The sequence below is a fragment of the Streptomyces flavochromogenes genome, assembly GCF_000717595.1.
In the GTDB taxonomy this organism is placed as follows: Bacteria; Actinomycetota; Actinomycetes; order Streptomycetales; family Streptomycetaceae; genus Streptomyces; species Streptomyces flavochromogenes.
Genome location: NZ_JNZO01000012.1, coordinates 193,623 through 210,986 on the forward strand (window position 1 = coordinate 193,623; position 17,364 = coordinate 210,986).

Here is a 17,364-nt window from a genome sequence, read left to right on the forward strand (position 1 = left end):
TCTCGCCGCCGTGTGCGGACACACGGGTACACGAGAGCCGACGCATCAGTCTACGTCAGGCCCCAGGAAAAGACGAATCGGGAAGTCTGCCCACCCGAGCTGATCCTTACGCAAGGCACCACGCCGCAGAAACTCAAAGCTACTCCTGGGCGAACGGAAACGCGCCGCCCTCCGGCCGGCGAACCCGCGACCGGCCGACGGCTACGCCAGCGGGTCCGGCGCCGCCGTCACGCCCAGCTCCGCCAGCTTCGCCTTGCCTCCGTCGACCGCGGTCAGGACCAGGGGGCCCTCCTCGGTCAGGGCGATCGAGTGCTCCCAGTGCGAGGACCAGGTGCCGTCGGTGGTGATGACGGTCCAGTCGTCCTTCAGGACCTCCGTCTGCGGGGTACCCAGGGACACCATCGGCTCGATCGCCAGGCACAGGCCGGGGACCAGCTTCGGGCCCTTGCCGCGCTTGCGGGAGACGTAGTTCAGCAGGTGCGGGTCCATGTGCATCTCGGTGCCGATGCCGTGGCCGCCGTAGTCCTCGATGATCCCGTACCGGCCCAGGCTGTGGTCGCCGACGGCCGGACGCGGCTGGCGCTTGATGTACGTCTCGATCGCCTTCGAGATGTCGACCAGGCGGTTGCCGAGCCTCATGGCCGCGATGCCGGCCCACATCGACTCCTCCGTGACACGGGAGAGCTCCACGAGCTCGGGAGCGTGCCCGGTGCCCACGAAGGCCGTGTAGGCCGCGTCACCGTGCCAGCCGTCCACGATCGCACCCGCGTCGATGGAGATGATGTCGCCGTCCTTGAGGACGGTCTTGTCGTCGGGGATGCCGTGGACGACGACCTCGTTCACCGAGGTGCAGATCGTCGCGGGGAACCCGCCGTACCCGAGGAAGTTCGACTTCGCCCCGTGGTCGGCGATGACCTTCCGCGCGACCTCGTCCAGGTCCTTCGTCGTGGCGCCCGGCACGGCGGCCTCACGGGTCGCCGCGTGAATGGCGGCGACGACCAGCCCCGCCTCGCGCATCTTCGCGATCTGCTCGGGGGTCTTGATCTGCACCATCGTGGCCGCGGCCTTTCCATCGAGTACGGGGAACAGAACAACGATACGGCCGCGGCGCCCCTGAGGGGCACCGCGGCCGTATCGGACGGACCAGGGTTACTTCTTGAGCGCGGCCATCGCCTTCGCCGTGACCTCGTCCACCTTGCCGAGCGCCGAGATCGTCACGACCAGGTTCTGCGCCCGGTAGTAGTCGATGATCGGCTCGGTCTGCGTGTGGTAGACCTCCAGGCGCTTACGGACCGTCTCCTCGGAGTCGTCCGCACGCTGGTACAGCTCGCCGCCGCAGGCGTCGCAGACACCCTCGGTCTTCGGCGCGTTGTACTCCACGTGGAAGACGTGCGCGCTGTCGTTGCGGCAGATGCGGCGACCCGCGATCCGCTTCACGACCTCGTCCTCGGGGACCTCCAGGTCCAGCACCGCGTCGAGCTGCATGTCCTCGGCCTTCAGGACCACGTCCAGAGCCTCGGCCTGAGCCACGTTGCGGGGGAACCCGTCCAGCAGGAAGCCGTTGACGGCGTCCGACTGCTCCATCCGGTCCTTGGCCATCCCGATCGTCACCTCGTCGGGCACCAGGTCGCCGGCGTCCATGAACGCCTTGGCCTTGAGACCCAGCTCCGTGCCCTGAGAGATGTTGGCTCGGAACAGGTCGCCCGTGGAGATGTGCGGGATGTCCAGGTTCTTGGCAAGGAACGCAGCCTGCGTTCCCTTGCCGGCACCGGGCGGTCCGACGAGGACGATTCGCATCAGCGGAGGAACCCTTCGTAATTGCGCTGCTGGAGCTGGCTCTCGATCTGCTTCACGGTCTCCAGCCCCACACCCACGATGATGAGGATGCTCGTCCCACCGAAGGGGAAGTTGGCATTGGCGCCACCGAAGCCTGCCAACGCCATCGTCGGCACAAGAGCGATCAGACCCAAGTACAGCGAGCCCGGCCAAGTGATCCGGTTGAGCACGTAGCTCAGATACTCGGCAGTAGGTCGACCAGCCCGGATACCCGGGATGAAGCCACCATACTTCTTCATGTTGTCCGCGACTTCCTCGGGGTTGAACGAGATCGCCACATAGAAGAAGGCGAAGAACACGATCAGGAGGAAGTACGTGGCGATGTAGTAGGGGTGGTCACCCTTGACGAAGTGGGCTTCGATCCAGGTCTTCCACCCTGCGGTGGAGTTCGAGAACTGCGCGATCAAGGCCGGGATGTAGAGCAGCGACGACGCGAAGATGACAGGAATCACACCCGCCTGGTTCACCTTCAGCGGGATGTACGTGGACGTACCGCCGTAGGAGCGCCGGCCGATCATGCGCTTCGCGTACTGCACCGGGATCCGGCGCTGGGCCTGCTCGACGAAGACCACGAGGGCCACCATCACGAAGCCGATGAGGATGACGGTACCGAACTCGATCCAGCCCTTGGCGAGCTTGCCGCTCTCCTTGATGGCCCAGAGGGCGCCCGGGAAGCCGGCGGCGATCGAGATGAACATCAGGATCGACATGCCGTTGCCGATGCCGCGGTCGGTGATGAGCTCACCGAGCCACATGACGATGCAGGTGCCGGCGGTCATCGTGATGACCATCGTGGCGATGGTGAAGATCGACGGGTCGGGCACGACCTGGTCGGCGACACGGCAGCCACTGAACAGCGCACCGCTCTTGGCGGTGGCGACGAGACCGGTTCCCTGCAGCACGGCGAGGGCGACCGTCAGGTACCGGGTGTACTGCGTGATCTTGGCAGTACCCGACTGGCCCTCCTTCTTGAGGGCTTCCAGGCGCGGGATCACGACGGTCAGCAGCTGCAGGATGATGCTCGCCGTGATGTACGGCATGATGCCGAGCGCGAAGATGGTGATCTGGAGCAGCGCCCCGCCACTGAACATGTTGACCAGGCCGAACAGGCTGTTGTTGCCTTCGCTGGCCTGCTTCACACACTGCTGGACGGCCTCGTAGCTGACGCCGGGGACCGGGATGTGGGCCCCGAGGCGGTACAGCACGATGATGGCGAGCGTGAAGAGCAGCTTCTTGCGCAGGTCGGGCGTCTTGAACGCCCGGGCGAACGCGGTGAGCACGGTGCCTCCTGCGACCCCCGCGCTATGCGTCAAGGGTGACGGTCTTGAGGTTCGACGATTAGGTATCGGTCATCAATCCCGTGCGGGCATACCGCACGGAGCCTAGACAGTGCACGCCACCTTACCGGCGACCATGCCCCCCTAGGAACGACCAATCGGGGATGCCCCTTTTGGGAGGCATCCCCGATCGGATGTTCAAGCCATCGAGTCGTCTTAGACGAGCTCGGTGACGGTGCCGCCGGCGGCGGCGATCTTCTCCTTGGCGGAGCCGGAGACGGCGTCGACCGTCACCTGCAGCGCCACGGTGATCTCGCCGGTGCCGAGCACCTTGACGAGCTGGTTCTTGCGAACCGCACCCTTGGCGACCAGATCGGCCACCGTGACCTCGCCACCCTGCGGGTAGAGCGCGGTGAGCTTGTCCAGGTTCACGACCTGGTACTCGGTGCGGAACGGGTTCTTGAAGCCCTTGAGCTTCGGCAGACGCATGTGGAGGGGCATCTGCCCACCCTCGAAGCGCTGCGGAACCTGGTAACGGGCCTTGGTGCCCTTGGTACCACGACCGGCCGTCTTACCCTTCGACGCCTCACCACGGCCCACACGGGTCTTCGCGGTCTTGGCACCGGGGGCGGGACGGAGGTTGTGGGCCTTCAGCGGGTTGGTCTCCGCCATGTCAGTCAACCTCCTCGACCGTCACGAGGTGGCGGACGGTGTGAACCATTCCGCGGAACTCGGGGCGGTCCTCCTTGACAACCACGTCGTTGACCTTCTTGAGGCCGAGCGAACGCAGGGTGTCGCGGTGGTTCTGCTTGCTGCCGATGTACGACTTCGTCTGCGTGACCTTGAGGCGAGCCATTACGCACCCGCCCCAGCACGTGCACGGAGCAGAGCCGCGGGGGCGACGTCCTCGAGGGGCAGACCACGGCGAGCCGCGATCTCCTCGGGACGCTGCAGGCCCTTGAGGGCCGCCACGGTCGCGTGCACGATGTTGATCGCGTTGTCGGAGCCGAGCGACTTCGACAGGATGTCGTGAACGCCGGCGCACTCGAGCACGGCGCGCACCGGGCCACCGGCGATAACACCGGTACCGGGGGAAGCCGGCTTGAGCAGGACGACGCCCGCAGCCTTCTCGCCCTGGATCGGGTGAGGGATGGTGCCCTGGATGCGCGGAACCTTGAAGAAGTTCTTCTTGGCTTCCTCGACACCCTTGGCGATGGCCGCGGGAACTTCCTTGGCCTTGCCGTAACCGACACCTACGGTGCCGTCACCGTCGCCCACCACGACCAGCGCGGTGAAGCTGAAGCGGCGACCACCCTTGACAACCTTGGCGACGCGGTTGATCGCGACAACGCGCTCAACGTACGCGGTCTTCTCGGCGGCAGCGCCACCGTCGCGGCCCTTCCGGTCCCGCCGCTCGCCGCCACCGGCACCGCTTCCGCGGCGCTGGGGTCCAGCCATTGGATTTACCTCTCTCTGTTACGTCCGTTAGTCCCGGAACCGGGGCTTAGAACTTCAGCCCGGCTTCGCGGGCGGCGTCAGCCAGAGCGGCAATGCGCCCGGCGTACCTGTTGCCACCACGGTCGAACACGACAGCCTCGACGCCAGCGGCCTTGGCGCGCTCGGCGACAAGAGCACCGACCTGCTTGGCCTGCGCGGACTTGTCACCCTCGCCACCACGGATCGACGCGTCCAGGTTCGACGCGGACGCAAGGGTGTGACCCTTGAGGTCGTCGATGACCTGAGCGGTGATACCGCGGTTCGAACGCGTCACGACGAGGCGCGGACGCTCCGCCGTACCCGACACGTTCTTGCGGATGCGGATGTGGCGGCGCGCCTTGGCGGCACGCTTGTAAGCGTCGCCCTTGGCGATCTTCACACCGTATGCCATGGCTTACTTACCAGCCTTTCCGACCTTGCGGCGGATGACCTCGCCGGCGTACTTGACGCCCTTGGCCTTGTACGGGTCGGGCTTCCGCAGCTTGCGGATGTTCGCCGCGACCTCGCCGACCTTCTGCTTGTCGATGCCCTCGACCGAGAACTTGGTCGGCGACTCGACCTTGAACGAGATGCCCTCGGGCGCCTCGACCAGGATCGGGTGGCTGTAGCCGAGCTGGAACTCCAGGTTGGAGCCCTTCGCGGCGACGCGGTAACCGACACCGCTGATCTCGAGCGCCTTCACGTAACCCTGGGTCACACCGGTGATCATGTTGGCCACCAGCGTGCGGGACAGGCCGTGAAGGGCCTTGTTCTGACGCTCGTCGTTCGGACGGTTGACGTTGAGCACGCCATCCTCGCCCTTAACGATCTCGATCGGCGCGGCGACGGTGTGGCTCAGGGTGCCCTTGGAACCCTTGACCGTGACCGTGCGGCCATCGATGGTGACGTCCACGCCGGCGGGAACCTGGATAGGCAGCTTGCCAATACGCGACATTAGCTATTCCTCCGTTCCCGACTACCAGACGTAGGCGAGGACTTCCCCACCTACGCCCTTCTTGCCTGCCTGCTGGCCGGTCAGGAGACCGTGGGACGTGGAGATGATCGCCACGCCCAGGCCGCCGAGAACCTTCGGCAGGTTGGTGGACTTCGCGTAAACCCGGAGACCGGGCTTCGAGATCCGCTTGATGCCCGCGATGGAGCGCTCACGGTTCGGACCGAACTTGAGCTCGAGGACGAGGTTCTTGCCGACCTCGGCGTCCTCGACCTTCCAGCCCGTGATGAAGCCCTCCTGCTGGAGGATTTCCGCGATGTGAGACTTGATCTTGCTGTGCGGCATCGTCACGGAGTCGTGGTATGCCGAGTTCGCGTTACGCAGACGAGTCAGCATGTCCGCGATCGGATCAGTCATGGTCATGAATTGGCCTTCGGCCTCTCTCGCCGGGGTTTCCAGTGCGCCATCCCTCTCCCCACACAGGGGCGGGACGGGTGCGGCGCGGGGACCTACGGCGTAGTAAGTCGTACGGGCGGCGGACGCCCAACCCTCCTAGCCTAAGCCATGGAGGGATGGGCATCCGCCAACCCAGTGCTTACCGAGAGACTCCGGTCATCCCAAGTAAGGGATTACCAGGAGCTCTTGGTCACGCCCGGCAGCTCGCCACGGTGAGCCATCTCACGAAGGCACACGCGGCACAGGCCGAACTTGCGGTACACGGAGTGGGGACGACCACAGCGCTGGCAGCGCGTGTAGCCACGCACGCCGAACTTGGGCTTGCGAGCAGCCTTCGCGATGAGAGCCTTCTTCGCCATCTCGCTTACGCCTCCTTGAACGGGAAGCCGAGGTGACGCAGAAGGGCACGGCCCTCGTCGTCGTTGGTCGCCGTGGTCACCACGGTGATGTCCATACCCCGGACACGGTCGATCTTGTCCTGGTCGATCTCGTGGAACATGACCTGCTCCGTGAGACCGAAGGTGTAGTTGCCACGCCCGTCGAACTGCTTGGGGGACAGACCACGGAAGTCGCGGATGCGCGGAAGCGCGAGCGACAGGGTGCGGTCCAGGAACTCCCACATGCGGTCGCCACGGAGGGTGACGTGCGCACCGATCGGCTGGCCCTCACGCAGCTTGAACTGCGCGATGGACTTACGAGCCTTGGTGACGGCCGGCTTCTGACCGGTGATCGTGGTCAGGTCACGGACGGCACCGTCCATGAGCTTCGAGTCACGGGCGGCGTCGCCGACACCCATGTTGACCACGATCTTGACGAGGCCGGGAACCTGCATGACGTTCTCGTACGAGAACTCCTCACGCAGCTTGCCCGCGATCTCCTCGCGGTACTTCGTCTTGAGACGCGGAGTGGTGGTAGCCATCAGATGTCCTCACCCGTCCGCTTGGCAACGCGGATCTTGTTGCCCTCGTCGTCGAAGCGGAAACCGACACGCGTGACGACCTTCTTGCCGTCCTTCTCCACGACCAGCTGGACGTTGGAGACGTGGACCGGAGCCTCGGTCGTGACGATGCCACCGGCCTGCGACGGGCCGGCCTTCGTGTGCTTCTTGACCCGGTTGACACCCTCGACGAGGACGCGGTTCTCGCGGGGGAAGGCCGTGATGACCTTGCCCTGCTTGCCCTTGTCCTTACCGGTGATGACCTGGACCAGGTCGCCCTTCTTGATCTTCATGCTTACAGCACCTCCGGCGCGAGCGAGATGATCTTCATGAACTTCTTCTCGCGCAGCTCACGGCCCACCGGGCCGAAGATACGGGTGCCACGAGGGTCGCCGTCGTTCTTGAGAATGACAGCGGCGTTCTCGTCGAAGCGGATGTACGAGCCGTCCTGGCGGCGGCGCTCCTTGACGGTGCGAACGATGACCGCCTTGACGACGTCACCCTTCTTCACGTTGCCACCGGGGATCGCGTCCTTGACGGTGGCGACGATGACGTCACCGATGCCCGCGTAGCGGCGACCCGAGCCACCGAGAACACGGATGCAAAGGATCTCCTTGGCACCAGTGTTGTCGGCGACACGCAGTCGCGACTCCTGCTGGATCACGTCTATCTCCTGATTTGTCTGCCGGTTCCCGGCGGGGTTGCGCCGAAGTGATCAGCGCAACCCCACCGAGCCTGGCGGAACCGACCTGAGGGAAACCCCTCAGGCTGAACTTTCGGATTTCCCTCGCGGGAAATTCCTTACTTGGCCTTCTCGAGGATCTCGATGACGCGCCAGTGCTTCGTCGACGACAGCTTCCGGGTCTCCATCAGGAGGACGCGGTCACCGATGCCGGCAGCGTTCTGCTCGTCGTGAGCCTTGAGCTTGTTCGTACGGCGGATGACCTTGCCGTACAGCGCGTGCTTGACGCGGTCCTCGACAGCGACGACGACGGTCTTGTCCATCTTGTCGCTGACGACCAGGCCCTCGCGGACCTTGCGAGCGTTGCGCTCGGTCTTCTCAGTCACGTTGCTCTCGCTCATCAGGCGCTCTCCACCGTCTCGATGCCCAGCTCGCGCTCACGCATCAGGGTGTAGATCCGCGCGATGTCCTTGCGGACGGACTTGAGCCGCCCGTGGTTCTCGAGCTGGCCCGTCGCCGCCTGGAAGCGGAGGTTGAACAGCTCTTCCTTGGCCTCGCGGAGCTTGTTGAGAAGCTCCTCGTTGCCCAGCTCGCGCAGCTCGGACGCCTTGGTACCGGCCGACATCACAGCTCACCTGCTTCGCGCTTAACGATCTTGCACTTCATCGGCAGCTTGTGGGCCGCACGGGTCAGAGCCTCGCGCGCGATCTTCTCGTTCGGGTAGGACAGTTCGAACATCACCCGACCCGGCTTGACGTTCGCGATCCACCACTCGGGAGAACCCTTACCGGAACCCATGCGGGTCTCGGCGGGCTTCTTCGTGAGGGGGCGGTCCGGGTAGATGTTGATCCAGACCTTGCCGCCACGCTTGATGTGGCGGGTCATCGCGATACGAGCCGCCTCGATCTGGCGGTTGGTCACGTACGCCGGCGTGAGGGCCTGAATGCCGTACTCGCCGAACGCAACCTGCGTACCACCCTTGCTCATACCCGAGCGCTTGGGGTGGTGCTGCTTGCGGTGCTTGACCCTACGGGGGATCAGCATTTCGGTCAGGCCTCCGTTCCGGTGCTCTCAGCCGGAGCGGCAGCGGCGGCGGGAGCGTCGGCCTTGGGGGCCTCGGCAGCCGGCGCGGACTGCTGCTGCGGCTTGCGGCCGCGGCCGCCACGCTCGCCACCGCGGCCACCACGGCCGGCCGGGCGGTCGCCAGCGCCGGCGCCACGGGCCGGGCGGTTACCCGCACGGGCCGCAGCGTTCTCGGCGCGGACCTCGGCGATGTTCTTGACGTCGCCCTTGTAGATCCAGACCTTCACGCCGATACGGCCGAAGGTCGTCTTGGCCTCGAAGAAGCCGTAGTCGACGTTCGCGCGGAGCGTGTGCAGGGGCACGCGGCCCTCGCGGTAGAACTCCGAGCGGGACATCTCGGCGCCGCCGAGACGGCCACCGCACTGGATCTTGATGCCCTTGGCGCCGGCCTTCATCGTGCCCTGCATGCTCTTACGCATGGCGCGACGGAAGGAGACGCGGGAGGAGAGCTGCTCGGCAACGGCCTGGGCAACCAGCTGAGCGTCCATCTCGGGGTTCTTGACCTCGAGGATGTTCAGCTGGACCTGCTTGCCCGTGAGCTTCTCGAGGTCGCCGCGGATGCGGTCGGCCTCGGCGCCACGGCGGCCGATGACGATGCCGGGACGCGCGGTGTGGATGTCCACCCGCACGCGGTCACGGGTGCGCTCGATCTCAACCTTCGAGATGCCGGCGCGCTCCATGCCGGACGTCATCATCCGACGGATGGCGACGTCTTCCTTGACGTAGTCCTTGTACAGCTTGTCGGCGTACCAACGGGACTTGAAGTCCGTGGTGATGCCGAGCCGGAACCCATGCGGGTTAACCTTCTGGCCCATTACCGGGTTCCTTCCTTGCTGCTGACGACCACGGTGATGTGGCTGGTCCGCTTACGGATCCGGTAGGCACGGCCCTGTGCACGCGGACGGAACCGCTTCAGGGTCGGGCCCTCATCCACGTACGCCTCGCTGATGACCAGCGAAGAGGCGTCACTGTGGTCGTAGTTGTGCGCGGCGTTGGCAATGGCGCTGTCCAGCACCTTGCCGACCGGCACGCTCGCGGCCTGCGGGGCGAAACGCAGGACCGCCTGAGCCTCCGTGGCATCCATGCCACGGATAAGGTCCACCACTCGGCGGGCCTTCATGGGCGTAACGCGGATGTACCGCGCCTGGGCCCTGGCTTCCATGGTTGTCCTTCCAGTGTCTGTCATGGTCATTCCACCCCGCTACTAGCGGCGCTTCGACTTCCGGTCGTCCTTCACGTGACCCCGGAAGGTGCGCGTCGGCGAGAACTCGCCGAGCTTGTGGCCGACCATCGACTCGGTGACAAACACCGGAATGTGGGTCTTGCCGTTGTGCACCGCGATCGTGTGGCCGAGCATGGCCGGGATGATCATCGAGCGACGGGACCAGGTCTTGATGACGTTCTTGGTACCGGCTTCGTTCTGAGCGTCCACCTTCTTTACGAGGTGGCCGTCAACGAAGGGTCCCTTCTTGAGACTGCGCGGCATCTAAACCCGCTCCTAGCGCTTCTTGTTCGTCTTGCGGCGGCGGACGATGTACTTGCTCGAAGCCTTCTTCGGCGAGCGAGTACGACCCTCCTTCTGACCCCACGGGGAGACCGGGTGGCGACCACCGGAGGTCTTGCCCTCACCACCACCGTGCGGGTGGTCAACCGGGTTCATCGCCACACCGCGGACGGTCGGGCGGACGCCGAGCCAGCGCTTGCGGCCGGCCTTGCCCCAGTTGATGTTCGACTGCTCGGCGTTGCCGACCTCGCCGATCGTGGCGCGGCAGCGGGCGTCGACGAGACGGATCTCACCGGACGGCATACGAAGGTGGGCCATCGTGCCCTCCTTCGCCAGCAGCTGCACGGAGGCACCAGCGGAGCGCGCGAACTTGGCGCCGCCACCGGGACGGAGCTCGATCGCGTGGATCGTGGTACCGACCGGGATGTTGCGGAGCGCCAGGTTGTTGCCGGGCTTGATGTCCGCGCCGGGGCCGTTCTCGACGCGGTCACCCTGCGTCAGACCCTTGGGGGCGATGATGTAGCGCTTCTCGCCGTCCACGTAGTGGAGCAGCGCGATGCGCGCGGTGCGGTTGGGGTCGTACTCGATGTGCGCGACCTTGGCCGGCACGCCGTCCTTGTCGTGACGACGGAAGTCGATCACGCGGTAGGCGCGCTTGTGTCCGCCACCCTGGTGGCGAACGGTGATCCGACCGGTGTTGTTACGGCCGCCCTTGCTGTGCAGGGGGCGAACCAGCGACTTCTCCGGCGTGGACCGCGTGATCTCGACGAAGTCGGCTACGGAGGAGCCACGACGGCCCGGCGTAGTCGGCTTGTACTTGCGGATTCCCATTTCTCAGTCCTCGTCCGATTCCGGACGATCCAGACCGCCGTTAGGCGGTCGGACCGCCGAAGATGTCGATACGGTTGCCCTCAGCAAGGGTCACGATGGCGCGCTTGGTGTCCTTGCGCTTGCCGAAACCGGCCTTGGTGCGCTTGCGCTTACCCTGGCGGTTGATCGTGTTGACCCCGGTGACCTTGACCGAGAAGACCGCCTCGACGGCCTGCTTGATCTGGGTCTTGTTGGAGCCAGGCGCGACGATGAACGTGTACTTGTTCTCGTCCAGCAGTGCGTAGCTCTTCTCCGAGACAACCGGCTTGACGAGAATGTCGCGCGGGTCCGAGAAGGTCTTGCTGGTGACGACGGCCTCAGTCATCAGGCGTCGCTCCCTTCGGTCTCAGCGGTCTGGGGGCCAGACACGAAGGACTCGAGGGCGGCCTGGGTGAAGACCACGTCGTCGGAGACGATCACGTCGTACGTGTTGAGCTGGCCCGGCTCCAGGATGTGCACCTGGGGCAGGTTACGAGCGGACAGCCACGCGGCCTCGTCGGAGCGCTCGGCGACCAGGAGCAGGTTCTTGCGCTCCGAGATCTTGCCGAACAGCGTCTTCGCGGCCTTGGTGGAGATCTCACCCTCGACCACGCCGGAGACGACGTGGATGCGGGAGTGGGTGGCCCGGTCCGAGAGGGCACCACGGAGAGCGGCGACCTTCATCTTCTTCGGGGTCCGCTGCGAGTAGTCACGCGGCACGGGACCGTGCACGACGCCACCACCGGCGAACTGCGGGGCGCGGGTCGAACCCTGACGGGCGCGGCCGGTGCCCTTCTGGCGGTAAGGCTTCTTGCCACCACCGCGGACTTCGCCACGGGTCTTGGTCTTGTGCGTGCCCTGACGGGCCGCGGCCAGCTGCGCGACGACGACCTGGTGGATCAGCGGAACGCTGACCTTGGCGCCGAAGATCTCCTCGGGGAGCTCGACGGTCCCGGTCTTGTCGCCTGCCGGCGAAAGGATGTCAATGGTGCTCATCGGTTCCTCAAACCCCCTTGGCCGCAGTGCGGACCAGGACGAGGCCACCGTTAGGGCCGGGGACGGCGCCCTTGATGAGCAGCAGACCCTTCTCGGCGTCAACGGCGTGGACGGTCAGGTTCTGGGTGGTCACACGCTCGTTGCCCATGCGACCCGCCATGCGCATGCCCTTGAAGACACGGCCCGGGGTGGCGCAGCCACCGATGGAACCGGGCTTGCGGTGCACGCGGTGGGCACCGTGCGACGCCTTGCCACCACGGAAGTTGTGGCGCTTCATGACACCGGCGAAGCCCTTGCCCTTGCTCTTGCCGGTGACGTCGACCTTCACGCCGGCCTCGAAGAGCTCGGCGGTGATCTCCTGGCCGAGCGTGTACTCGGAGGCGTCAGCGGTGCGGAGCTCCACCAGGTGGCGGCGCGGGGTGACATCGGCCTTGGCGAAGTGACCCTTGAGGGGCTTGTTCACCTTGCGAGGGTCGATCTCGCCGAAGGCGATCTGGACCGACTCGTAGCCGTCGACGTCGTTCGTACGCACCTGGGTCACGACATTGGGGCCGGCCTTGACGACGGTCACCGGGACGACCCGGTTGTTCTCGTCCCAGACCTGCGTCATGCCGAGCTTCTCGCCCAGGATGCCCTTGATGTTCTTAGCCATCTCGCGCGCCCTCAGAGCTTGATCTCGATGTCAACGCCCGCCGGGAGGTCGAGACGCATGAGCGAGTCAACCGTCTTCGGCGTGGGGTCGAGGATGTCGATGAGGCGCTTGTGCGTGCGCATCTCGAAGTGCTCGCGCGAGTCCTTGTACTTGTGCGGCGACTTGATGACGCAGTACACGTTCTTCTCAGTGGGCAGCGGCACCGGGCCCGCGACCGACGCACCAGTGCGGGTCACCGTCTCGACGATCTTCTTCGCCGAGGAGTCGATGACCTCGTGGTCGTAGGCCTTGAGCCGGATGCGGATCTTCTGTCCCGCCATGGCTACTAGTAGTCCTTTGTCTCGTAACGCTCTGGAACCCGACCGGCTTCGCTTACTGAGAAGCGTTGTCGTGTCTCCGACCCACGCGGTCGGGCGTGTCGCACTCCCTCTACGCAGAAATCCCTGAGGATTTCCCAACCAAGGGGGCACGGTCGCCATGACCGCAGGCCGGGGGCAAAACACCCACCGGGCGCCTGGTCGGCACCCCGCTGACGCTTCCCAGAAGATTCCCGTACGTCCGCTCCTGAGAAGGAGCGACGAGTACTGTGGGACTCGCTTCCGGTCCTCCCGACGGGAGGCGCGCAGCATCGGCACTCAACCGAGCAACCCCGACAGTCTGCCATACGGGGCCATCCGGCCGCCAATCGGGAGCGAAGACTGTACCCCACGTCACGTACGGCCATGCGCCGGGGCGCGTGCGCGGGTGACGGCCGCCCCCCTCCGCCTCGCCCCGAGCACCTCACCCCAAGCGTCGTGCGCGCTCGGTGAGATGACGGCGTTCCGGGGCACTGGTCGTACGCCGTGCCGCCTCCCGGTAGGCCTCCGCCGCGGTCTCCTTCTCACCGAGGATTTCGAGCAGATGGGCCCGGGTGGCGAGCAGCCGGTGGTGCCGGGCGAGCCGCTTGTCCCGCGCGAGTTCGTCCAGGAGCGCGAGCCCGGCCGCGGGGCCCTCGACCATGGCGACGGCCACCGTGCGGTTGAGGGTGACCATCGGATTCGGCCCGGTCCGCTCCAGGAGCTCGTAGAGCGCGAGGATCTGCGGCCAGTCGGTGTCCCCGGCGGCCTTGGCCTCGTCGTGCACGGCCGCGATCGCCGCCTGCAGTTGGTACGGGCCGACCTGCCCCCGGGGCAGGGTGCGGCTGATCAGCTCGACGCCCTCCGCGATGAGCCGGCCGTCCCACCTCCCCCGGTCCTGCTCCGCGAGCGGCACCAGCTCGCCGTGCGGGCCCGTGCGGGCCGGCCTGCGGGCGTCCGTGAGCAGCATCAGGGCGAGCAGCCCCGAGGTCTCGGTGTCGTCGGGCAGCAGCCGGTGCAGCAGCCGCGCGAGCCGGATCGCCTCCGTGGACAGCTCGGGCGCGGTCAGCTCCTCGCCGGCGCTCGCCGTGTACCCCTCGTTGAAGATCAGGTAGAGCACGTGCCGGACCTCGGCGAGCCGGGCCGTACGCTCCTCCCCCGGCGGGAGCGCGAGCGAGCCGCCCGCCGCCCTGATCGTCTGCTTGGCCCGGCTGATGCGCTGCGCCATCGTCGACTCGGGAACCAGGAACGCGGCGGCGATCTGCGCGGTGGTGAGGCCCCCGACGGCGCGCAGGGTGAGCGCGATCCGGCTGGGCGGGGACAGCTCCGGGTGACAGCAGAGGAAGAGCAGGGAGAGCGAGTCGTCGCGGTCGCTGCCGGGAGCATCGTCCGCGGCCCGGGCGAGGAGCTCGGAGTCCGGGGTGGCCAGCGCCACGGCGTCCTCGCGGCGCCTGCGGGCGGCCTCGCTGCGCACCAGGTCGACGAACCGGCGGGTGGCGACGGTGACAAGCCAGCCGCGCGGGTTGTCGGGGACGCCGTCCGCGGGCCACTGCCGGGCGGCGGCGATCAGCGCCTCCTGGACGGCGTCCTCGCAGAGGTCGAAGGTGCCGTACCGGCGGACGAGCGCGCCGAGGACCTGCGGCGCGTACGTCCGCAGCAGGCCCTCGACCTCGGCGGAGCCGCTCACACGTCCGCCGCGGACTCGTGCAGGACCGGCCACAGCTCGACGGGGTCGGTGTCCGCGAAGGGCATGTCCGCGGCGATCTCCTGGGCCCGCTCCTGGCTGTCGCAGTCGAGCAGGTAGAAGCTGGCGAGGTACTCCTTGGTCTCCAGGTACGGGCCGTCGGTGACCGCGGGGGTGCCGCCCTCGCGCCGTACGAGCCGGGCGGCGGCCGCGTCGGCGAGTCCGTACGCGCCGATCAGCTCGCCGCTCTCGCGGTACTTCTTGTTGAAGGCCTCCTGGCGGGCGATCGCCTCGGGCCAGGCCTCGGTGGGGAAGGCGTCCCACTTGGCCTGGTTGCCGTAGATCATCGCGACGTACTTCATGGTGGGTGTCCTCCCCGTTTCGCGCGCCCCTGTGGCGTGCTGTCACCCCTTGGTCGGAGTCGGCGGCCGGTCCTCGACATGATCGGCGGAGATCTTCGAAGATCTTTTTTCGGTGGCCGCATCCTGCCAGGCGGGGATCGATTCCGCACACAACCACGAGCATCGAACATCCGTCTTACCGGGGACCGCACTACCCAGGGGACGGACCGCGTACGTGACCACAGCACCCCGCCGGCGGGCGGTTCTCGCCGCCGCCCTCGCCGTCACCTCGGCCGTCGCCGGGTGTTCCGTGCCGGAACCCCGCAGGACCGCGCCGACCGTCGACCCCGCGCCCGGCAAGCCGATCGCCTCCGCGCGGACCCGGCGGGCGCTGCTCCTGCAGGTCGCCGCGCACCCCGACGACGACCTGTACTTCATGAACCCCGACACCCAGCGCCTGCTCGACGCCGGGGTCCCGCTCGTCTCCGTGTACGTGACCGCCGGCGAGCACACCGGCCGGAACCGGATCAAGGGGATGCCCGAGACTCCCCCGGACCGCGCCGCCTACTCCTCGGCGCGCCACCAGGGCCTGCGCCAGTCGTACGCGGCGACGCTCGGCCTGCCGATGTTCACGCCCTGGCAGCGCGAGGTGCTCACGCTCCCGGGCGGCCGGCGGGCGGAGATCGACACCCTCGTCCACGGCCGGAACCGGATCGAGCTGGTCTTCCTCAACCTGCCGATGCACACGAACCGGCGCTACATGGCCCTGCCGGCCCTCTGGCACGACCGCGCCCTGGAGCTGCGGACCCATCTGTCGACCGGTTCGCCCGTCACCCGCTCGGACACCTACGACTACGACCAGCTGGTCGGCGTCCTCGTCGGACTGTTCGGCCGCTACCGGCCCACCGTCGTCCACACCCTGGACCCGGACCCGGACATCCAGCTCAGCGACGAGGCCACCCGCAACCGGGACTCCGAGCAGCCCGGCTACTCGGACCACGGCGACCACACGGCGGTCGCGTCCTTCACCTGGGCCGCGCTGAGCCGCTGGGTCTCGGACGCGGTCCGGGACGGCGAACCCATACCGGCGTTCACGACGACCGCCTTCCGCGGCTACTACAACCGGCACTGGCCGAAGAACCTCCCGCCCCAGGTGCTCCGGGCGAAGGCCGCCCGCCTCGTCCCGTACGGCGGCGACCCCTCCTGGGAGTGCGGCAACCCCTCGGGCTGCGGCGACTACGGCGTCGGCGGCGAACGGCCGCTCACCAACCGCAAGGGCTGGGTCCGCTCCACCCACCACCGCTGGCCCACCGCGGGCCCGGCGCTCGCCGAGCAGCCGGACGGCCGCCTCTCCGCCTACGGGGTGCTCGGCCTCCGCGCGGTCCGCTGGCAGGAGACGGCACCCGGCGTCTGGGGCGAGCCCACGGACCTCGGCGGCGGCCCGCTCGCCCCCGCGCTCGGCTCGGCGGTGCTCGGCGACGGCCGGGCGCTGCTCTTCGGGGTGCGGTTCTCCGCGATCGACGGACACGGCGGGCGGAACCGGCGCGAGCTGGTGCTCCTGGAGCAGCGCTCCCCCGGCGGCTCGTTCCTGGCCTGGCGCGGGCTCGGGAATCCGGAGCGTTCGGACGACCGGGGGCGCCGGGTCGGTGCGCCGGTGGCGGTCGCGGCGCCCGATGGCCGGGTCCATCTCTTCGTACGGAACGCGGACAAGAACGTCTCGACCCGGGTGCGGGCGGCGGACGGCTCCTGGGGGCCGTGGCGGACGCTCCCCGGGGCGGCAGAGGTCCAGGACGGACTCGCCGTGTCGCTCGACGCGGCGGGCCGGGTGCACCTCCACGCCGCGGGTCGGGAGTCCGTACGACACTGGGTGGACGGGGTCGAGCAGACGGAGCCGCTGCCGCTCTCCGGATCCACGGTGGCGTCGGCAGGCGGCGAGCTCTACTACCGGCGCCCGGCGACCGGGGAACTCCTCGGGCCCGGCGGCGACGCCGGTCTGGACGGGTACGGGGGTGTGGTCGCCGCGCGCTCCGCGGCGCTGGGGACCGTGCTCCTGGGCACGGATACGGACGGCCGGTTGCGGGTGCGGGCCGGGAACCGGGTGCGGACCCGCACGACGGGTGCGCAGGCGCTGTCGGCGGCGCTGCACCTGCGCGCGGACGGGGCGACCGTGGTGGGCCTCGGCGCGGACGGGCACCCGTGGAGCTGGCGGCCGTAGGAGGCCGTGTCGGCCAGGCCGGACCGGCCTGACCGACAAGGGCGCCCCGTGCGCCCTCCGGACATGCGAGAAGGCCCCGCACCGAAAGG

General features: G+C 67.6%; 27 protein-coding genes. 1 reads left to right on the forward strand and 26 read right to left on the reverse strand.

Features of this window, described 5'->3' with window-relative positions; translation table 11 throughout:
* Positions 1-201 precede the first annotated feature (201 nt).
* From map to IF00_RS0116275, 26 genes are all read right to left on the reverse strand, one after another.
* Entirely contained in the window at positions 202-1,053 is an 852-nt protein-coding gene (gene map / locus IF00_RS0116150) for a type I methionyl aminopeptidase (RefSeq protein ID WP_030318640.1), read from the reverse strand.
* 96 nt (positions 1,054-1,149) lie between these two features.
* Positions 1,150-1,797 (reverse strand): adenylate kinase, encoded by a 648-nt coding sequence (locus IF00_RS0116155; protein ID WP_030318642.1) that lies wholly within the window; start codon positions 1,795-1,797, stop codon positions 1,150-1,152.
* A complete protein-coding gene (gene secY / locus IF00_RS0116160) occupies positions 1,797-3,116 on the reverse strand; it encodes a preprotein translocase subunit SecY (RefSeq protein ID WP_030318644.1) in 1,320 nt (439 codons plus the stop codon). The genes IF00_RS0116155 and secY overlap by 1 nt, the downstream gene beginning before the upstream one ends.
* Before the next feature lie 213 nt (positions 3,117-3,329).
* Complete coding sequence (gene rplO, locus IF00_RS0116165) at positions 3,330-3,785, reverse strand: 50S ribosomal protein L15 (RefSeq protein ID WP_030318646.1); 456 nt, start codon at positions 3,783-3,785, stop codon at positions 3,330-3,332.
* A gap of 1 nt (position 3,786) precedes the next feature.
* Complete coding sequence (rpmD, locus tag IF00_RS0116170) at positions 3,787-3,969, reverse strand: 50S ribosomal protein L30 (RefSeq protein WP_015035589.1); 183 nt, start codon at positions 3,967-3,969, stop codon at positions 3,787-3,789.
* Entirely contained in the window at positions 3,969-4,571 is a 603-nt protein-coding gene (gene rpsE / locus IF00_RS0116175) for a 30S ribosomal protein S5 (RefSeq protein ID WP_017239585.1), read from the reverse strand. Before rpsE ends, rpmD begins: the two co-directional genes overlap by 1 nt.
* Before the next feature lie 46 nt (positions 4,572-4,617).
* Complete coding sequence (rplR, locus tag IF00_RS0116180; RefSeq protein ID WP_015035587.1) at positions 4,618-5,001, reverse strand: 50S ribosomal protein L18; 384 nt, start codon at positions 4,999-5,001, stop codon at positions 4,618-4,620.
* Between the two features lie 3 nt (positions 5,002-5,004).
* Positions 5,005-5,544, reverse strand: a complete 540-nt coding sequence (rplF, locus tag IF00_RS0116185) for a 50S ribosomal protein L6 (protein ID WP_024755414.1) — start codon at positions 5,542-5,544, stop codon at positions 5,005-5,007.
* Positions 5,545-5,565: 21 nt separating this feature from the next.
* A complete protein-coding gene (rpsH, locus tag IF00_RS0116190) occupies positions 5,566-5,964 on the reverse strand; it encodes a 30S ribosomal protein S8 (RefSeq protein WP_015035585.1) in 399 nt (132 codons plus the stop codon).
* A gap of 206 nt (positions 5,965-6,170) precedes the next feature.
* Positions 6,171-6,356, reverse strand: a complete 186-nt coding sequence (locus IF00_RS0116195) for a type Z 30S ribosomal protein S14 (protein WP_003948630.1) — start codon at positions 6,354-6,356, stop codon at positions 6,171-6,173.
* Positions 6,357-6,361: 5 nt separating this feature from the next.
* Positions 6,362-6,919 (reverse strand): 50S ribosomal protein L5, encoded by a 558-nt coding sequence (gene rplE, locus IF00_RS0116200; protein ID WP_106975815.1) that lies wholly within the window; start codon positions 6,917-6,919, stop codon positions 6,362-6,364.
* Positions 6,916-7,227 carry a 50S ribosomal protein L24 gene (gene rplX / locus IF00_RS0116205; RefSeq protein WP_024755412.1) on the reverse strand — a complete coding sequence of 104 codons (312 nt, stop codon included), beginning with the start codon at positions 7,225-7,227 and terminating at the stop codon, positions 6,916-6,918. The genes rplE and rplX overlap by 4 nt, the downstream gene beginning before the upstream one ends.
* 2 nt (positions 7,228-7,229) lie before the next feature.
* On the reverse strand, positions 7,230-7,598 hold the full coding sequence (rplN, locus tag IF00_RS0116210) for a 50S ribosomal protein L14 (protein WP_003956455.1): 369 nt from the start codon (positions 7,596-7,598) through the stop codon (positions 7,230-7,232).
* A 137-nt stretch (positions 7,599-7,735) separates the two neighbouring features.
* Positions 7,736-8,017, reverse strand: a complete 282-nt coding sequence (gene rpsQ / locus IF00_RS0116215; RefSeq protein ID WP_030318650.1) for a 30S ribosomal protein S17 — start codon at positions 8,015-8,017, stop codon at positions 7,736-7,738.
* The gene (rpmC, locus tag IF00_RS0116220; RefSeq protein WP_015035581.1) at positions 8,017-8,241 is read right to left on the reverse strand and encodes a 50S ribosomal protein L29; all 225 of its coding nucleotides are present in this window, start codon (positions 8,239-8,241) and stop codon (positions 8,017-8,019) included. The genes rpsQ and rpmC overlap by 1 nt, the downstream gene beginning before the upstream one ends.
* Positions 8,241-8,660 carry a 50S ribosomal protein L16 gene (gene rplP, locus IF00_RS0116225; RefSeq protein WP_015035580.1) on the reverse strand — a complete coding sequence of 140 codons (420 nt, stop codon included), beginning with the start codon at positions 8,658-8,660 and terminating at the stop codon, positions 8,241-8,243. Before rplP ends, rpmC begins: the two co-directional genes overlap by 1 nt.
* Before the next feature lie 5 nt (positions 8,661-8,665).
* Positions 8,666-9,514, reverse strand: coding sequence for a 30S ribosomal protein S3 (rpsC, locus tag IF00_RS0116230; RefSeq protein ID WP_017239578.1), 849 nt, complete (start codon positions 9,512-9,514; stop codon positions 8,666-8,668).
* Entirely contained in the window at positions 9,514-9,861 is a 348-nt protein-coding gene (rplV, locus tag IF00_RS0116235) for a 50S ribosomal protein L22 (protein WP_016645177.1), read from the reverse strand. The genes rpsC and rplV overlap by 1 nt, the downstream gene beginning before the upstream one ends.
* Positions 9,862-9,903: 42 nt before the next feature.
* Positions 9,904-10,185, reverse strand: coding sequence for a 30S ribosomal protein S19 (gene rpsS / locus IF00_RS0116240; protein WP_015035577.1), 282 nt, complete (start codon positions 10,183-10,185; stop codon positions 9,904-9,906).
* 12 nt (positions 10,186-10,197) lie between these two features.
* Positions 10,198-11,034, reverse strand: a complete 837-nt coding sequence (rplB, locus tag IF00_RS0116245) for a 50S ribosomal protein L2 (RefSeq protein ID WP_030318653.1) — start codon at positions 11,032-11,034, stop codon at positions 10,198-10,200.
* Between the two features lie 40 nt (positions 11,035-11,074).
* A complete protein-coding gene (gene rplW / locus IF00_RS0116250; RefSeq protein WP_024755407.1) occupies positions 11,075-11,398 on the reverse strand; it encodes a 50S ribosomal protein L23 in 324 nt (107 codons plus the stop codon).
* A complete protein-coding gene (gene rplD / locus IF00_RS0116255; RefSeq protein ID WP_030318655.1) occupies positions 11,398-12,048 on the reverse strand; it encodes a 50S ribosomal protein L4 in 651 nt (216 codons plus the stop codon). Before rplD ends, rplW begins: the two co-directional genes overlap by 1 nt.
* A 7-nt stretch (positions 12,049-12,055) precedes the next feature.
* Positions 12,056-12,700: a 50S ribosomal protein L3 gene (gene rplC, locus IF00_RS0116260; RefSeq protein ID WP_017239574.1), complete on the reverse strand. Its 645-nt coding sequence runs from the start codon at positions 12,698-12,700 to the stop codon at positions 12,056-12,058.
* Positions 12,701-12,711: 11 nt separating this feature from the next.
* The gene (rpsJ, locus tag IF00_RS0116265; RefSeq protein ID WP_003948644.1) at positions 12,712-13,020 is read right to left on the reverse strand and encodes a 30S ribosomal protein S10; all 309 of its coding nucleotides are present in this window, start codon (positions 13,018-13,020) and stop codon (positions 12,712-12,714) included.
* A gap of 460 nt (positions 13,021-13,480) precedes the next feature.
* Positions 13,481-14,722, reverse strand: coding sequence for an RNA polymerase sigma factor (locus IF00_RS0116270; protein ID WP_030318657.1), 1,242 nt, complete (start codon positions 14,720-14,722; stop codon positions 13,481-13,483).
* Complete coding sequence (locus IF00_RS0116275; protein WP_030318658.1) at positions 14,719-15,081, reverse strand: YciI family protein; 363 nt, start codon at positions 15,079-15,081, stop codon at positions 14,719-14,721. The genes IF00_RS0116270 and IF00_RS0116275 overlap by 4 nt, the downstream gene beginning before the upstream one ends.
* Before the next feature lie 214 nt (positions 15,082-15,295).
* Between IF00_RS0116275 and IF00_RS0116280 the strand changes: the two genes are divergently transcribed.
* Positions 15,296-17,275 (forward strand): PIG-L family deacetylase, encoded by a 1,980-nt coding sequence (locus tag IF00_RS0116280; RefSeq protein ID WP_030318660.1) that lies wholly within the window; start codon positions 15,296-15,298, stop codon positions 17,273-17,275.
* Positions 17,276-17,364 lie beyond the last annotated feature (89 nt).

Bases quoted from the DNA above. Each gene is read 5' to 3' on its own strand.
- map (WP_030318640.1), bottom strand. From the start codon at position 1,053: ATGGTGCAGATCAAGACCCCCGAGCAGATCGCGAAGATGCGCGAGGCG.
- IF00_RS0116155 (WP_030318642.1), bottom strand. From the start codon at position 1,797: ATGCGAATCGTCCTCGTCGGACCGCCCGGTGCCGGCAAGGGAACGCAG.
- rplO (WP_030318646.1), bottom strand. From the start codon at position 3,785: ATGGCGGAGACCAACCCGCTGAAGGCCCACAACCTCCGTCCCGCCCCC.
- rpmD (WP_015035589.1), bottom strand. From the start codon at position 3,969: ATGGCTCGCCTCAAGGTCACGCAGACGAAGTCGTACATCGGCAGCAAG.
- rpsE (WP_017239585.1), bottom strand. From the start codon at position 4,571: ATGGCTGGACCCCAGCGCCGCGGAAGCGGTGCCGGTGGCGGCGAGCGG.
- rplR (WP_015035587.1), bottom strand. From the start codon at position 5,001: ATGGCATACGGTGTGAAGATCGCCAAGGGCGACGCTTACAAGCGTGCC.
- rplF (WP_024755414.1), bottom strand. From the start codon at position 5,544: ATGTCGCGTATTGGCAAGCTGCCTATCCAGGTTCCCGCCGGCGTGGAC.
- rpsH (WP_015035585.1), bottom strand. From the start codon at position 5,964: ATGACCATGACTGATCCGATCGCGGACATGCTGACTCGTCTGCGTAAC.
- IF00_RS0116195 (WP_003948630.1), bottom strand. From the start codon at position 6,356: ATGGCGAAGAAGGCTCTCATCGCGAAGGCTGCTCGCAAGCCCAAGTTC.
- rplX (WP_024755412.1), bottom strand. From the start codon at position 7,227: ATGAAGATCAAGAAGGGCGACCTGGTCCAGGTCATCACCGGTAAGGAC.
- rpsQ (WP_030318650.1), bottom strand. From the start codon at position 8,017: ATGAGCGAGAGCAACGTGACTGAGAAGACCGAGCGCAACGCTCGCAAG.
- rpmC (WP_015035581.1), bottom strand. From the start codon at position 8,241: ATGTCGGCCGGTACCAAGGCGTCCGAGCTGCGCGAGCTGGGCAACGAG.
- rplP (WP_015035580.1), bottom strand. From the start codon at position 8,660: ATGCTGATCCCCCGTAGGGTCAAGCACCGCAAGCAGCACCACCCCAAG.
- rpsC (WP_017239578.1), bottom strand. From the start codon at position 9,514: ATGGGCCAGAAGGTTAACCCGCATGGGTTCCGGCTCGGCATCACCACG.
- rplV (WP_016645177.1), bottom strand. From the start codon at position 9,861: ATGGAAGCCAGGGCCCAGGCGCGGTACATCCGCGTTACGCCCATGAAG.
- rpsS (WP_015035577.1), bottom strand. From the start codon at position 10,185: ATGCCGCGCAGTCTCAAGAAGGGACCCTTCGTTGACGGCCACCTCGTA.
- rplB (WP_030318653.1), bottom strand. From the start codon at position 11,034: ATGGGAATCCGCAAGTACAAGCCGACTACGCCGGGCCGTCGTGGCTCC.
- rplW (WP_024755407.1), bottom strand. From the start codon at position 11,398: ATGACTGAGGCCGTCGTCACCAGCAAGACCTTCTCGGACCCGCGCGAC.
- rplD (WP_030318655.1), bottom strand. From the start codon at position 12,048: ATGAGCACCATTGACATCCTTTCGCCGGCAGGCGACAAGACCGGGACC.
- rplC (WP_017239574.1), bottom strand. From the start codon at position 12,700: ATGGCTAAGAACATCAAGGGCATCCTGGGCGAGAAGCTCGGCATGACG.
- rpsJ (WP_003948644.1), bottom strand. From the start codon at position 13,020: ATGGCGGGACAGAAGATCCGCATCCGGCTCAAGGCCTACGACCACGAG.
- IF00_RS0116275 (WP_030318658.1), bottom strand. From the start codon at position 15,081: ATGAAGTACGTCGCGATGATCTACGGCAACCAGGCCAAGTGGGACGCC.